Here is a 14558-nt window from a genome sequence, read left to right as displayed (position 1 = left end):
GTACAGGTACAGTCGGGCAATGCGTGTCGGCAACGATGCGGACGCGCTGGGGCGCCCCCGTCCGCGCAGCGGCGAGGGGGACGAGGCGACGAGGTGGAGCGGCGCAGATGAATTCGGTCCTGTCCCGCGCCCCGGGTCGGCGTGGCGGTCGCAGGCCGGGCTGGACGCTGATGACGGCCTTGCTGATCCTCGCTATCGCGTCGAGTTCGGCATTGGTGTTCACCAGTCGGGTGGAACTGCTGAAGCTCGCGGTCATCGTGGCGCTGTGGGCGGCGGTCGCGGCGGCGTTTGTGTCGGTGATCTACCGGCGGCAAAGCGACGTCGACCAGGCCCGGGCCCGGGACCTGAAGCTGGTCTACGACCTGCAGCTGGATCGCGAGATCTCGGCGCGGCGTGAATACGAGCTGACGGTGGAGTCGCAGCTGCGCCGTGAGCTGGCCTCGGAGCTGCGGGCGCAGGCCGCCGACGAGGTCGCCGCGCTGCGAGCCGAGTTGGCCGCGCTGCGGACCAACCTGGAGATCCTCTTCGACTCCGACCTGAGTCACCGGCCGGCGCTGGAGACTGATTCCTCTGCGCGCACGACTATTCGTGCCTACAGCGACTGGGCCCGCTCGGGTGGGGAGTCCGACGGCGCGCGCGCCACTCCGGCCGCTGCGGCCTACTACCCCGAGGATCCGGTCACCCAAACCACCGAGAGCCCGATCATCGACGTTCCGGAGGTGGGGATCCCGACCGGTGGAATCCCCACGCCGGCGGCGCATCAGACATATCAGCCGCCCCAGCCGTCGCAGACCTCGCAGCCGCCGCCTGCCGAGCCGACCTACCGCGGTTCGCATCGCCGGGCCGCCGACGAGACGCCGCGCCGAGCCGCGGAGGATGGCGGCGCCCGTCGAGCCGCGGAGGAGGCGGTCCAGCGTCACCCCGCGGAGGAGGTCCAGCAGCCCGCTGGCCGTTGGGCGCAGCCCCCGCAGCCGTTCGTCCCGCCCGAGCCCCGCAGGGAAGCCGAGTCCCGTCGCGAGCCCGCCCCGCCGCCGACGCCACCTCCGGCCGCGCCACCGCCGCCGCCCTGGGTGGCGGGACCGCCGGCTTCGCCACCGGCTTCAGAACCGGCGTGGAAACCGGTTGGCGCCGAGGGCGAGTGGCTGCCCCCGGGCTCGCCGGGCAGCAACTGGTCCGCGGAGACTCCTCCCACTGCCGCGGACTCCGGCCGGCACGGCGCCGCCGAACCCCGGCATGCCGGCGAAGACGCGGTGGCGGCCGCACCCGAACGCAGCGCCGAAGCGCCGTCGCGGCACGGCCGTCACGCGGGGCCGGGCACACTGGCAGACGGCCCGGTCAACGGCGCCGAGCGGGCCCGCCACGACGGGGAGGGGCGTCGGCGGGCGCGCTCCCGGCACTCGGCGGAGCCGGTCGGCAGCCATGCCCAGCCGGAGTCGGCGCCCGGGAGCGCCCCGGGTCGCTCGGCACGGCATTCCACCGGCGCTGAGCCGGGAACCGAGGCCGCCCCGAACACCGGCGGGCAGTCGGTCGCCGAACTGCTGGCCCGGCTGCAGGCAACCCCGACCGAGGGGCGCCGGCGTCGCCGCCGCGAGGAATAGCGGCCGCGGCTGCGACCAACGTCACTCTCCGGGCCAGGGCCGATCGGGATAGACTCTGCCCGACCGTCCGGTACCCGCAACGCGGGACTGGAACGAACCAAGAGAACCTGTGAGGTCGTCTGCATGGTGCAGTTCGACGGACTGCGGCCCGCCCGACTCAAGGTGGGAGTCATCTCGGCAGGCCGGGTCGGCACCGCGTTGGGTATCGCTTTGGAGCGCGCCGACCACGTCGTGGTGGCGTGCAGCGCCATCTCCGAGGCGTCGCGGCAGCGCGCTGCCCGGCGGCTGCCCGACACCTTGGTGCGTCCGGCCCACGATGTCGCCGGTGATGCCGAATTGCTGCTGCTGGCGGTGCCCGACACCGAACTGGCCGGCATCGTGTCCGGCCTCGCCGCCACCGGTGCGGTACGCGCCGGCACGATCGTCGTGCACACCTCCGGTGCCACCGGGATCGGCGTGCTGGCGCCGCTGACCGAGCAGGGCTGTTTGCCGTTGGCGATCCACCCCGCGATGACGTTCACCGGCGCCGACGAGGACATCGACCGGCTGACCGACAGCTGTTTCGGCATCACCGCCGCCGACGAGATCGGCTATGCCATCGGCGAGTCGCTGACGCTGGAGATCGGCGCCGAGCCGTTCCGGGTCGACGAAACCGTCCGCACGCTCTATCACGCCGCGCTCTGTCACGGCGGCAACCACGTCGTCACCGTGATCGACGACGCGCTGGCGGCGCTGCGGGCGGCGCTGCCCGGCCGGTTGGGCGCCACCGAGGTACCCGACCCCGACGGCGTTGCCGAACGGGTGCTGGGGCCGTTGGTGCGGGCTGCGCTGGCCAACACCCTGCGAGACGGCCGGGCCGCGCTGACCGGGCCGGTGGCCCGTGGCGACGCGGCCACCTTGGCCCGCCACCTCGAGGCGCTGACCGGCGTGGACCCGGAGCTGGCCGAGGCCTACCGCAGCAACGCGCTGCGCACCGCGCGCCGCGCCGGCGCCGCCGAGGACGTGCTGGCGGTGCTGGCCCGGTGATCCCCAACGCTGCCCGGGGCGCGCAGCCCACCTTCGCCGCCGGTGAGCTCAACGTCTACGCCCGGCCGGACGAGATCGCCCGCGTCACCCGGGCGCTGCGCTCGACCGGCCGTCGGGTGATGCTGGTGCCGACCATGGGCGCGCTGCACGACGGCCACCTGGCGTTGGTGCGTGCCGCCCGCAAGGTGCCGGGCGCCGTTGTGGTGGTGTCGATCTTCGTCAACCCACTGCAGTTCGGCGCCGGCGAGGATCTCGAGGCCTATCCGCGGACCCTGGACGACGACCTGGCCCTGTTGCGCGCTGCGGGTGTCGAGCTGGTCTTCGCCCCGACCGCCGCCGCGATGTATCCCGACGGGCCGCGCACCGCCGTGCACCCGGGCCCGCTGGGATCCGAGCTCGAAGGTGCCGCGCGCCCGACGCATTTCGCCGGAATGCTCACCGTGGTCGCCAAATTACTGTCGATCGTGCGGCCCGACCGGGCGTTCCTCGGCGAAAAGGATTATCAGCAGCTGGTGCTGGTGCGCCAGATGGTCGCGGACCTCGATCTCGACGTGACCGTGGTGGGGGTGCCGACGGTGCGTGAGCCAGACGGCCTGGCGCTGTCGTCGCGCAACCGCTACCTCGACCCGGCGCAGCGCGAGGCCGCGGCGGCGTTGTCGGCGGCGCTGGCCGCCGGTGAGCGCGCCGCATCGGCCGGGGCGACCGCGGCTCTCGACGCCGCCGGCGCGGTGCTCTCCGCGGTTCCGGCGGTCGATGTCGACTACCTGCAGGTGCGCGGCGTCGACCTCGGGCCCGCGCCGGCCGAAGGGCAGGCGCGGCTGCTGATCGCCGCCCGGCTCGGAGCGACCCGACTGATCGACAACGCCGCCATAACACTCGGATTTCCCGCCGACGACACGTCGGTCGGTTCGGATGGATATCCCGCCGCACAAAACCGGAGGAATTGATGTTTCGGACGATGCTCAAGTCGAAGATTCACCGCGCCACGGTGACCCACGCCGACCTGCACTACGTCGGATCGGTGACCATCGATGCCGACCTGATGGACGCCGCCGACCTGCTCGAGGGCGAGCAGGTGACGATCGTCGACATCGACAACGGCGCTCGACTGGTCACCTACGCCATCACCGGCGAGCGGGGGACAGGCGTCATCGGAATCAATGGTGCCGCAGCGCATCTGGTGCATCCGGGTGATCTGGTGATCCTGATCGCCTACGGCACCATGGAGGACGCCGAGGCCCGCCGGTATCGGCCGCGGATCGTGTTCGTCGACTCCGACAACAAGCAGGTGGATCTGGGTGACGACCCCGCCTTCGTGCCCGACGACGTGGCCGACCTGCTCTCACCGAGAAGCGTGGGGTAGCTGTGCTGCTGGCGATCGACGTCCGAAACACCCACACCGTGATCGGCCTGCTGGCCGGTTCGGGTGAGCACGGAAACGTGGTGCAGCAGTGGCGAATCCGCACCGAGGCGGAGATCACCGCCGACGAGCTGGCGCTGACCCTGGACGGACTGATCGGTGACGACGGCGAACAGCTCACCGGGGCTGCGGCGCTGTCCACCGTGCCGTCGGTGCTGCACGAAGTGCGAGTGATGCTCGATCAATACTGGCCCTCGGTGCCGTCGGTGCTGATCGAACCGGGAGTGCGTACCGGGATCCCGCTGCTGGTCGACAATCCCAAGGAAGTCGGCGCCGACCGGATCGTCAACTGCCTCGCTGCTTTTCACAAGTTCAACAAGGCGGCGATCGTCGTCGACTTCGGTTCGTCGATCTGCGTCGACGTGGTGTCGGCCAAGGGCGAATTCCTGGGCGGCGCGATAGCCCCTGGTGTTCAGATCTCCTCGGATGCCGCTGCGGCCCGCTCTGCGGGGTTGCGTCGGGTCGAGCTCACCCGGCCGCGCTCGGTGATCGGCAAGAACACCGTCGAATGCATGCAGGCCGGCGCCGTGTTCGGCTTCGCCGGACTGGTCGACGGGCTGGTTCGCCGGGTCCGCGACGATACGCCGGGCTTGGCCGACGCCACCGTGGTGGCCACCGGGCACACCGCGCGTGAGTTGCTCGCCGATCTGGAGACGGTCGACCACTACGACGCCAATCTCACCCTGGACGGTTTGCGCTTGGTGTTCGAGCGCAACCGGGACAGTCAGCGGGGCAGGCTGCGGCCGGCGCGCTGAGCGCCCGCCGGTTGATTAAGCTGGCACGTCGTGAGCTCCGCCGATACCCCCGACACCCCAGAGCTGTCGCACCCCGAGGACCCCGACCTTCCCGAGCAGTTCCGCATTCGCCGCGACAAGCGGGCGCGGTTGCTGGCCCAGGGCCGCGATCCCTATCCGGTGGCGGTGGACCGCACCCACACGCTCGCCCAGATCCGGGCCGCCTACCCTGACCTCGCCGCCGACACCGAAACCGGCGACGTTGTCGGCGTGGCCGGTCGGGTGGTGTTCGCCCGCAACTCCGGAAAGCTGTGTTTCGCAACCCTGCAGGAGGGCGACGGTACCCAGTTGCAGGTGATGATCAGCCTGGCCAGCGTCGGCGAACAGCCGTTGGAGTCGTGGAAGGCCGATGTCGACCTGGGCGACATCGTCCACGTGCACGGCGAGGTGATCAGCTCCCGCCGCGGCGAGCTGTCGGTGTTGGCCGACTCGTGGCAGATGGCGTCGAAATCGCTGCGGCCGTTGCCGGTCGCGCACAAGGAGATGAGCGAGGAGTCGCGGGTCCGGCAGCGCTACGTCGACCTGATCGTCCGGCCGGAGGCGCGGATCGTGGCTCGCCAGCGGATCCTGGTGATTCGAGCCATTCGCTCCGCCTTGGAACGTCGCGGATTCCTCGAAGTCGAAACGCCGATGTTGCAGACATTGGCCGGTGGGGCGGCGGCCCGACCGTTCGTCACGCATTCGAACGCACTCGATGTCGACCTCTACCTGCGAATCGCTCCTGAGCTTTTCCTGAAACGCTGTGTTGTCGGTGGCTTCGAGCGGGTCTTCGAACTCAATCGGGTGTTCCGAAACGAAGGCGCCGATTCTACGCATTCGCCCGAATTCTCGATGCTGGAGACCTACCAGGCCTATGGCACCTACGATGACTCGGCCGTGGCCACGCGGGAGATTATTCAAGAGGTCGCCGACGAGGTGATCGGGACCCGCCGACTACCACTGCCCGACGGCAGCACCTACGACATTGACGGCGAATGGGCGACGGTGGAGATGTACCCGTCACTGTCGCACGCGATCGGCGAGGAGATCACCCCGGCGACCTCTGCGGATCGGCTGTGGGCGGTGGCCGACCGGCTCGGTGTGGAGATTCCCACCGACCGCGGCTACGGACACGGCAAGCTGGTCGAGGAACTGTGGGAACATGCCGTGGGTAATGCCCTGAGTGCGCCCACGTTCGTGCGGGACTTCCCGGTTGAGACGACTCCGCTGACGCGGCAACACCGCAGTATCGACGGGGTCACCGAGAAGTGGGATCTCTACATGCGCGGGGTCGAACTGGCCACCGGCTACTCCGAACTCATCGACCCGGTGGTGCAGCGCGCGCGTTTTGAGGATCAGGCGCGCGCCGCGGCGGCCGGCGACGACGAGGCGATGGCACTGGACGAAGACTTCCTGGTAGCGATGGAACACGCGATGCCACCCTGCACCGGCACCGGAATGGGCATCGATCGCCTGCTGATGGTCTTGACGGGCCTGTCAATTAGGGACACCGTTTTGTTCCCGATTGTTCGGCGCCACGGCAACTGAACTCCTGACGACGGCTGTTGTGTTGAAGCAGGCGTATTTTTATGGCACATTGGTCCGCGAGGTCGAATACGGCTTTGCGCACAGTTTGCGCGCAGGAAAGCTAACTTAGGGGTACCGATGGCGAAAAAAGTGACCGTCACCTTGATCGATGATTTCGATGGTGAGGGTGCCGCCGACGAAACAGTCGAATTCGGGCTGGACGGGGTGACCTATGAGATCGATCTTTCAACCAAGAATGCCACGAAACTGCGCTCCGACTTGAAGAAGTGGGCGGACGCGGGCCGTCGGGTCGGCGGCCGGCGGCGGGGACGGGCCGGCGGCGCCCGCCGCGGGGCGATCGACCGGGAACAAAGCGCCGCGATCCGCGAATGGGCTCGCCGCAACGGCCACAACGTGTCGACCCGCGGCCGTATCCCGGCCGACATCATCGACGCATTTCACGCCGCCACTTAGAGTTGCCACCGGCCCCGGCGGTTTAGCGAAGCTGGAACCGCCGCATAGTTTCGGTTTTCGCTGCTGGCGAACCCGGTGACCCGGCGGAACGTATTCGGGGGTCGCGCCGTTGCTCCCTTGCATCAGGTGCCAGGCCTTTCGGGGTCTGCCACCCGCAGGTAGTCGATATCGGTACGCATTGCACGGCAGGTCCCAGCGCGCTCGGCCGCCCACTACAGTGGACGGCAGGTGCGCGCGGCCGAGCCGAGGCCGACCAAGTACCGATGGTGAGGGAGAGCAGGTAAACACCGATGTTCGAAAGATTTACCGACCGGGCCCGCAGGGTTGTCGTCCTCGCGCAGGAAGAGGCGCGGATGCTCAACCACAACTACATCGGGACCGAGCACATCCTGCTCGGGTTGATCCACGAGGGCGAGGGCGTGGCCGCCAAGTCGCTGGAGTCGCTGGGCATCTCCCTGGAGGGGGTGCGCAGCCAGGTCGAGGAGATCATCGGCCAGGGCCAGCAGGCGCCGTCCGGGCACATCCCGTTCACCCCGCGCGCCAAGAAGGTGCTCGAGCTGAGTCTGCGTGAGGCGTTGCAGCTCGGCCACAACTACATCGGCACCGAGCACATCCTGCTCGGCCTGATCCGTGAGGGCGAGGGCGTCGCGGCACAGGTGCTGGTCAAGTTGGGCGCCGACCTGACCCGGGTGCGCCAGCAGGTCATCCAGCTGCTGAGCGGCTACCAGGGCAAGGAGACCGCCGAGGCCGGCACCGGCGGCCGGGGCGGAGAGTCCGGCTCGCCGTCCACCTCGCTGGTGCTCGACCAGTTCGGCCGCAACCTGACCGCCGCGGCCATGGAGGGCAAGCTCGACCCGGTGATCGGCCGGGAGAAGGAAATCGAGCGGGTCATGCAGGTGCTTTCCCGGCGCACCAAGAACAACCCGGTGCTGATCGGTGAGCCCGGCGTCGGCAAGACGGCCGTGGTGGAGGGGCTGGCGCAGGCGATCGTGGCCGGCGAGGTCCCCGAGACGCTGAAGGACAAGCAGCTCTACACCCTGGACCTGGGTTCGCTGGTCGCCGGCAGCCGCTACCGCGGTGACTTCGAGGAGCGGCTGAAGAAGGTCCTCAAGGAGATCAACACCCGCGGCGACATCATCTTGTTCATCGACGAGCTGCACACCCTGGTGGGCGCCGGCGCGGCCGAGGGCGCGATCGACGCGGCCTCGATCCTTAAGCCCAAGCTGGCGCGCGGCGAGCTGCAGACGATCGGCGCCACCACCCTCGACGAGTACCGCAAGTACATCGAGAAGGACGCCGCGCTGGAGCGCCGGTTCCAGCCGGTGCAGGTCGGTGAGCCCACCGTGGAGCACACCATCGAGATCCTCAAGGGCCTGCGGGACCGCTACGAGGCCCACCACCGGGTCTCGATCAGCGACTCGGCGATCGTGGCCGCGGCCACCCTGGCCGACCGCTACATCAACGACCGGTTCCTGCCGGACAAGGCGATCGACCTGATCGACGAGGCCGGTGCACGGATGCGGATCCGCCGGATGACCGCGCCGCCGGACCTGCGCGAGTTCGACGAGAAGATCGCCGACGCGCGCCGCGAGAAGGAGTCCGCGATCGACGCGCAGGACTTCGAGAAGGCCGCCAGCCTCCGCGACCGCGAGAAGCAACTGGTCGCCCAGCGCGCAGAGCGTGAGAAGCAGTGGCGCGCCGGGGATCTCGACGTCGTGGCCGAAGTCGATGACGAGCAGATCGCCGAGGTGCTGGGCAACTGGACCGGCATCCCGGTGTTCAAGCTGACCGAGGCTGAGACCACCCGCCTGCTGCGGATGGAAGACGAGCTGCACAAGCGGATCATCGGGCAGAAGGATGCCGTCAACGCCGTCTCGAAGGCGATCCGCCGCACCCGTGCCGGGTTGAAAGACCCCAAGCGGCCGTCCGGCTCGTTCATCTTCGCCGGTCCCTCCGGTGTCGGTAAGACCGAGCTGTCCAAGGCGCTGGCGGAGTTCCTGTTCGGCGACGACGATGCGCTCATCCAGATCGACATGGGCGAGTTCCACGACCGCTTCACCGCCTCTAGGCTGTTCGGGGCCCCTCCGGGCTACGTCGGCTACGAGGAGGGCGGCCAGCTGACCGAGAAGGTGCGGCGCAAGCCGTTCTCGGTGGTGCTGTTCGACGAGATCGAGAAGGCGCACCAGGAGATCTACAACTCGCTGTTGCAGGTCCTCGAGGACGGTCGGCTCACCGACGGTCAGGGTCGCACGGTGGACTTCAAGAACTGCGTGCTGATCTTCACCTCCAACCTGGGCACTTCCGACATCTCCAAGGCGGTCGGACTGGGCTTCACCCAGGGCGGCGGGGAGAACAACTACGAGCGGATGAAGCTCAAGGTCAACGACGAGCTCAAGAAGCACTTCCGCCCGGAGTTCCTCAACCGCATCGACGACATCATCGTCTTCCACCAGCTGTCCAAGGAAGAGATCATCCAGATGGTGGATCTGATGATCGGCCGGGTGGCCAAGCAGCTCAAGGCCAAGGACATGGACATCGCGCTGTCCGACAAGGCCAAGTCGCTGCTGGCCAAGCGCGGCTTCGACCCGGTGCTGGGGGCGCGTCCGCTGCGGCGCACCATCCAGCGCGAGATCGAGGACCAGCTCTCCGAGAAGATCCTGTTCGAGGAGCTCGGCCCCGGCCAGCTGGTGACCGTCGACGTCGACAATTGGGACGGCGAGGGTCCGCAGGAGGACGCGGTGTTCACCTTCGTCGGCAGCCAGAAGCCGGCGGCGGACCTCGCTCAGGCAGGCGCGCCGGCCGAATAGTCGCCGAGCAGTCGCGAAAGCCCCCTTTTCCGTGAGGAATTGGGGGCTTTCGCGACTGCTCGCCCGCTCAGCGCGCTACCGGCAGCAGTCCGAACGCCTGCTTGGCGACCTGCAGCATCCAGCTGCCGACGCTCTTGCCGTGATCACGCGGCCAGTTGAGCTGGAAGCTGACGACCCACGGTTGGCCGCCGCGGTCGACGGCGTACCAGCTGAAGGTCAGGTCGCCGGGCAGGCCGCCGGCTTTCGCGCCGATGTAGGGCCAGTCGGCGCGGGGCAGGTCGATGCCGCGGACCGCGGACAGGATCTCGTGGACGGGAGCGGCCTTGCCCACCGCACCGGCCTGCAGCGCCACGTGTACTCGGCAGATGTCCTCTGCGCTGCCGTACCACTCCGCGCCGTAGGCCGACGCCGGAACGTGTGCGCGGACCGGATCCGGCTCGTACGGCCGCGAGTTGGCCTGCTGCAGTAGCTTTGCCCGCTCTTGCGGGGAGCCGTGCTGCCACTGCTCGCGCAGGTCGGGCTTTCCCCAGCCCACCGAGAACAACTCGTACATGGTGGGAAACGGCGTCATGCTGGCCGGGTCGTGGTGGCCGGCCGTGACCAGTGCCCGCTCGACGGCATGGGTTCCCACATGGTCGATCAGCAGGTCGGTCGCCATGTTGTCGCTGGTGGCGATCATCTTCTCGGCGGCCTTGCGCACCGACACGTGGGCGCCCTCGGGTAGTTCCTCCAGTCCCGACGAGCCGACCACCTTGGCCCGACCGGTGATGGTCAGCGGATCGTCCCAGGACACCCGGCCGGCCTTTACCTCGTTGGCCACCGCCAACAGCACATACAGCTTGAAGATCGACGCCAGCGGCAGCGACTGTCGGGCATTGGTGCCGGCCACCGGCTTGCACGTGCCGTCCTCGATGCGCGACGCCTGATAGGAGTAGCGCGCGCCGGTCCGGCTCAACACCGCGTCGAGGTCACGCCAGGAGCGGATCGTCGGTGCCTCGGTGGTCGGTTTGAACAGGTCCACCATCCCGTTGTCGTCGGTGCGGATCCTGATGTCCTGGTGGGCACCGTAGGAGGTGGTCAGGTGCAAGGTGGCCGCGCCGGCGCTGATGTCGACGCTGTCCAGCTGAAACGGCCGGTCCCACCACAGCGACTCCATGGTGGCGACCACCTGATCGACCTTGTCCGGTGCGGCCAGGGTGGCCACCCCGACCGGGCCGATCGGCCAGTCGGAGTTGAGCATGTCCATGGTCTGCTTGGCGCGCAGACCCGGCGGGGTCTTGGTGGAGATCGCCGCCCCGCCGGTGTCGGCCGGTGAGGCAGGCGAGGGTGCACAGCCGGTGGCCGACGCGGCGAGCAGGCTCGCCAGGGCCACGGCGGTCGTGCATGCCGCCAGTCGGCGCCGCACCGAGCTAGGCCTGGGAGGCGGTTCCGGCCACGTCCAGCACGACCTCGAACTCCAGCAACGACGCACCGGTCGCCACCGGCTTGGCCCGCTGCCCGGCGTGTGCTTCGACGGCGGGGCCCTGAGCCCACGCCTGGAAGGCCTCGTCGGACTCCCAGTGCGTCACCACGAAGTAGCGGTCTTCCCCCTTGACCGGCCGCAGCAGCTGGAAGCCGAGAAAACCGGGCTGGTTCTCCACCGCATGCGCACGGTGGGCGAACCGGTTCTCCAGCTCCGGGCCGGCGTCGGCGGGCACCTCGATTGCATTGATCTTGACCACGGACATGTGGCCTAGGCTACCGTGCCCCGGGTGGACACCCCCTCGAGCGAGCTGCTGACCTATCGCGGCGGACACGGCGCACCGCTGGTGTTGGTGCACGGCCTGATGGGTCGCGGCAGCACCTGGCCGCGGCAACTGCCCTGGCTCAGCCGGCTGGGGGCGGTCTACACCTACGACGCGCCGTGGCATCGCGGTCGCGACGTCGCCGACCCGTACCCGATCGCCACCGAACGGTTCGTTGCCGACCTGGCCGCCGCCGTCGAGCAGCTGCCGTGTCCGGTCCGCCTGGTCGGCCACTCGATGGGCGCGTTGCACGCCTGGTGCCTGGCGGCCAGTCGGCCCGAGCTGATCTCCGCGCTGGTGGTGGAGGACATGGCACCGGACTTCCGGGGCCGTACCACCGGCCCGTGGGAGCCCTGGGTTCATGCTCTGCCGGTCGAATACACCCGTGCCGAGCAGGTGATCGAGGAGTTCGGCGACGTCGCCGGGCGGTACTTCCTGGAGGCCTTCGACCGCACCGCTACCGGCTGGCGGCTGCACGGCCGGCCCGAGCGGTGGGTGCAGATCGCCGCCGAGTGGGGCACCCGCGACTACTGGGACCAGTGGCAGCAGGTGCGCTGCGCGACATTGTTGATCGAGGCCGGTAACTCGGTGACACCCGCCGGCCAGATGCGCGAAATGCACCGCATCGCCGCCCAGAGCAGCTATTTGCACGTCCCGGACGCCGGCCACCTGGTGCACGACGAGGCGCCGCAGACCTACCGCGAGGCCGTCGAGTCGTTTCTCTCCTGACCGGGCAGCGCGAAGCGGCCGTCGGCGAGCTGTTCCACCAGGCCGTCGTCCAGCAGTGAGGCCAGTGCACGTTCGCGCTGCACCGGATCCACCGGCCACGCCACGTCGAGGTCGGCCCGTGTGACCGAGAATTCGTTGTCTCGCAACACATCCAGCAGGCGCCCACGCACCTGCCGATCAGTGCCGGCATAGCGTTGGACGGGCCGCCTGGGGCCGTCGGCTGACGGTGAGCCGGCCAGCCGCCAGCGGCAGTGCTCGCGCAGCGGACAGCTGTCGCAGCGCGGGGTGCGGGCCGTGCACACCAGCGCCCCGAGTTCCATCAGGGCCGCCGAGAACCGGGCTGCCCGAGCGCCATCGGGCAGCAGTGCGGCGACATCGGCGTGGTCGCGCTTCGCCGACGGGCCCGCCGCATCGGCACGTCCGTGCACGGCCCGGGCCACCACCCGGCGCACATTGGTGTCCACCACCGGGACCGGTTTGCGATAGGCGAAGCAGGCCACCGCCCGCGCGGTGTAGCTGCCGATCCCGGGCAGTTGCTCCAGGGTCTCGACGTCGTCGGGGACCACGTCGGCGAAGTCCCGGGCGATCGTGACTGCGCATTCGTGCAGTCGCTTGGCCCGGCGCGGATAGCCCAGCTTTCCCCAGGCCCGCAACACGTCCGCGGGGGTGGCGGCGGCTGTCGCCGACGGTGTGGGCCAACGCGCCACCCAGTCGGTCCAGATCGGCAGCACCCGCGCGACCGGGGTCTGCTGCAACATGAACTCGCTGACCAGGATCTGCCACGGTGACACCCCGACCGCCCGCCACGGCAGATCCCGTTCGGCGGAATCGAACCAGCCGAGTAGGTCACCGGCGTCGACGGTCATCGGTCCGCCGTGCACAATGTCGGATATGCCCAACTCCAACCCGATATCCGCATGGAAGGCACTCAAGGAGGGTAACGAGCGCTTCGTCGCCGGCGAACCCCTCCATCCCAGCCAGGACGTCGCGCGTCGCGCCGCGCTGGCCGACGGCCAGAAGCCGACCGCGGTGGTGTTCGGTTGCGGCGACAGCAGGGTCGCGGCCGAAATTATCTTCGATCAGGGCCTGGGCGACATGTTCGTGGTCCGCACCGCCGGCCATGTCATCGATGCAGCGGTGCTGGGTTCCATCGAGTTCGGGGTGGCGGTGCTTGACGTGCCGCTGATTGTGGTGCTCGGTCACGACAGCTGCGGGGCGGTCAAGGCCGCGCTGGCCGCTCTCGACGACGGTGCCGTACCAGGCGGCTACCTGCGTGATATCGCCGAACGGGTGGCCTCGTCGATCCTGGTCGGCCGGCGCGAAGGCCTGCGCAGCATCGATGAGTTTGAGACCTGCCACGTCAACGAGACCGTGCGGCAACTAGCGACCCGGTCGACCGTCATCGCCGAGCAGGTCGAGGCCGGGACGCTGGCGATCGTGGGCGCCACCTACCACCTGGCCGACGGGCGGGTGCAGGTCCGCGACCACCTCGGCGACATCGGCGAAGAGTCGTAGCTGTCCCCGGGACATCTCGGTCGGGCGGGCCACCGGCGGTGGTCCGAATACTCGGGCGAGGTCACAATGCGGCAACGACACGCCGTGAAGGGTCGGACAACTCTGCCTGAGCACGTCCTACCGTGAGAACGTGCTCGATTTAGAACCGCAGGGTCCGCTGCCTTCGCAGATCTACTGGCGACGCCGGGGACTGGCGCTGGGCATCGCGGTCGCGGTGATCGCGGTGGTGGCGGCCATCATCTTCGCTGTCGTGAACAGCAGCGCGGGCGCCGAGAACGCCGACGGGAAGAAGACGACCGCCACGCAGCAAGCCAAGCCGCCGGGCGCGCCGGCCGAAGAGGCCAAGACGCCCGTCGTGCCGCCCGCCGAGGAGGCTCCCCCGCCGGCCCCGACCCCGACCGCGGCGGTGATCCCGCCGCCGGTGCTCAAGGAGGGCGACGACTGCCCCGACTCGACGCTGGCGGTCAAGGGCATCACCGGGCCGCAGTACACGGTGGGTGAGCAGCCGCAGTTCACCATGGTGGTCACCAACATCGGCCTGGTCGCCTGCAAGCGGGACGTGGGGGCAGCGGTGTTGGCCGCCTACGTCTACTCGCTGGACAACCAGCGGCTGTGGTCGAACCTGGACTGCGCGCCGTCGAACGAGACCCTGGTGAAGACCTTCGATCCCGGCGAGCAGGTGACGACCACGGTGACCTGGACCGGAATGGGTTCAGCGCCGCAATGTCCACTGCCGCGACAGCCGATCGGCCCGGGCACCTACAACCTGGTGGTTCAACTGGGCAATCTGCGGTCCGCGACGGTGCCGTTCATGCTGACCGAGCCCGCGCCGGATGCCCCGCCGCCGCCGATCGACCACCTTCCGATGCCGGAAGCGCCGCCGGGCAACTAAGGCGCCGCCGGGG

Annotated in this window: 14 protein-coding genes; 11 read left to right on the top strand and 3 right to left on the bottom strand. The window is 69.2% G+C overall.

From position 1 onward, the window contains the following. The first annotated feature begins 107 nt into the window (after positions 1–107). From BST10_RS16105 to clpC1, 8 genes are all read left to right on the top strand, one after another. Positions 108–1598: a DUF6779 domain-containing protein gene (locus BST10_RS16105; protein ID WP_083038984.1), complete on the top strand. Its 1491-nt coding sequence runs from the start codon at positions 108–110 to the stop codon at positions 1596–1598. 123 nt (positions 1599–1721) lie between these two features. After that, positions 1722–2624, top strand: coding sequence for a Rossmann-like and DUF2520 domain-containing protein (locus tag BST10_RS16100; RefSeq protein WP_013830815.1), 903 nt, complete (start codon positions 1722–1724; stop codon positions 2622–2624). Then, the gene (panC, locus tag BST10_RS16095; RefSeq protein ID WP_013830814.1) at positions 2621–3571 is read left to right on the top strand and encodes a pantoate--beta-alanine ligase; all 951 of its coding nucleotides are present in this window, start codon (positions 2621–2623) and stop codon (positions 3569–3571) included. Before BST10_RS16100 ends, panC begins: the two co-directional genes overlap by 4 nt. Beyond that, on the top strand, positions 3571–3987 hold the full coding sequence (panD, locus tag BST10_RS16090; RefSeq protein ID WP_013830813.1) for an aspartate 1-decarboxylase: 417 nt from the start codon (positions 3571–3573) through the stop codon (positions 3985–3987). The genes panC and panD overlap by 1 nt, the downstream gene beginning before the upstream one ends. Before the next feature lie 2 nt (positions 3988–3989). Continuing rightward, complete coding sequence (locus BST10_RS16085) at positions 3990–4799, top strand: type III pantothenate kinase (RefSeq protein WP_083038983.1); 810 nt, start codon at positions 3990–3992, stop codon at positions 4797–4799. Between the two features lie 30 nt (positions 4800–4829). Then, positions 4830–6365 (top strand): lysine--tRNA ligase, encoded by a 1536-nt coding sequence (gene lysS, locus BST10_RS16080; RefSeq protein WP_205277433.1) that lies wholly within the window; start codon positions 4830–4832, stop codon positions 6363–6365. Between the two features lie 117 nt (positions 6366–6482). Next, positions 6483–6818, top strand: coding sequence for a histone-like nucleoid-structuring protein Lsr2 (lsr2, locus tag BST10_RS16075; RefSeq protein ID WP_041318978.1), 336 nt, complete (start codon positions 6483–6485; stop codon positions 6816–6818). A 290-nt stretch (positions 6819–7108) separates the two neighbouring features. Continuing rightward, positions 7109–9625 (top strand): ATP-dependent protease ATP-binding subunit ClpC, encoded by a 2517-nt coding sequence (gene clpC1 / locus BST10_RS16070; RefSeq protein WP_083038981.1) that lies wholly within the window; start codon positions 7109–7111, stop codon positions 9623–9625. 67 nt (positions 9626–9692) lie between these two features. Here the strand turns inward: clpC1 and BST10_RS16065 are convergent, their stop codons facing one another. Together BST10_RS16065 and mhuD are read right to left on the bottom strand one after the other, a co-directional pair. Next, positions 9693–11030, bottom strand: a complete 1338-nt coding sequence (locus BST10_RS16065; RefSeq protein ID WP_083038979.1) for a serine hydrolase — start codon at positions 11028–11030, stop codon at positions 9693–9695. Positions 11031–11034: 4 nt separating this feature from the next. Further along, positions 11035–11352: a mycobilin-forming heme oxygenase MhuD gene (gene mhuD, locus BST10_RS16060; protein WP_083038977.1), complete on the bottom strand. Its 318-nt coding sequence runs from the start codon at positions 11350–11352 to the stop codon at positions 11035–11037. A 24-nt stretch (positions 11353–11376) separates the two neighbouring features. On the opposite strand from mhuD, the gene BST10_RS16055 reads away from it, so the two are divergent. After that, on the top strand, positions 11377–12138 hold the full coding sequence (locus BST10_RS16055; RefSeq protein ID WP_371869165.1) for an alpha/beta fold hydrolase: 762 nt from the start codon (positions 11377–11379) through the stop codon (positions 12136–12138). On the opposite strand, the gene BST10_RS16050 is transcribed toward BST10_RS16055, so the two are convergent. After that, a complete protein-coding gene (locus BST10_RS16050; protein ID WP_109559546.1) occupies positions 12105–13004 on the bottom strand; it encodes an HhH-GPD family protein in 900 nt (299 codons plus the stop codon). The two genes, BST10_RS16055 and BST10_RS16050, sit on opposite strands and share 34 nt — an antisense overlap. Positions 13005–13029: 25 nt before the next feature. Here BST10_RS16050 and BST10_RS16045 point away from each other — a divergent pair, with 25 nt between their 5' ends. Further along, positions 13030–13653, top strand: a complete 624-nt coding sequence (locus BST10_RS16045) for a carbonic anhydrase (protein ID WP_083038974.1) — start codon at positions 13030–13032, stop codon at positions 13651–13653. A 130-nt stretch (positions 13654–13783) separates the two neighbouring features. Then, entirely contained in the window at positions 13784–14545 is a 762-nt protein-coding gene (locus BST10_RS16040) for a hypothetical protein (protein WP_013830802.1), read from the top strand. Positions 14546–14558 lie beyond the last annotated feature (13 nt).

This window comes from Mycolicibacter algericus DSM 45454, from assembly GCF_002086455.1.
In the GTDB taxonomy this organism is placed as follows: domain Bacteria; phylum Actinomycetota; class Actinomycetes; order Mycobacteriales; family Mycobacteriaceae; genus Mycobacterium; species Mycobacterium algericum.
The sequence above is the reverse complement of the archived record's forward strand: the minus strand, read 5'-3'. Positions and strand labels throughout refer to the sequence as shown.

What these genes read in the sequence shown, in the direction of transcription:
- BST10_RS16105 (WP_083038984.1), top strand. Translation starts at nt 108, where the DNA reads ATGAATTCGGTCCTGTCCCGCGCCCCGGGTCGGCGTGGCGGTCGCAGG.
- BST10_RS16100 (WP_013830815.1), top strand. Translation starts at nt 1,722, where the DNA reads ATGGTGCAGTTCGACGGACTGCGGCCCGCCCGACTCAAGGTGGGAGTC.
- panD (WP_013830813.1), top strand. Translation starts at nt 3,571, where the DNA reads ATGTTTCGGACGATGCTCAAGTCGAAGATTCACCGCGCCACGGTGACC.
- lsr2 (WP_041318978.1), top strand. Translation starts at nt 6,483, where the DNA reads ATGGCGAAAAAAGTGACCGTCACCTTGATCGATGATTTCGATGGTGAG.
- clpC1 (WP_083038981.1), top strand. Translation starts at nt 7,109, where the DNA reads ATGTTCGAAAGATTTACCGACCGGGCCCGCAGGGTTGTCGTCCTCGCG.
- mhuD (WP_083038977.1), bottom strand. Translation starts at nt 11,352, where the DNA reads ATGTCCGTGGTCAAGATCAATGCAATCGAGGTGCCCGCCGACGCCGGC.
- BST10_RS16050 (WP_109559546.1), bottom strand. Translation starts at nt 13,004, where the DNA reads ATGACCGTCGACGCCGGTGACCTACTCGGCTGGTTCGATTCCGCCGAA.
- BST10_RS16045 (WP_083038974.1), top strand. Translation starts at nt 13,030, where the DNA reads ATGCCCAACTCCAACCCGATATCCGCATGGAAGGCACTCAAGGAGGGT.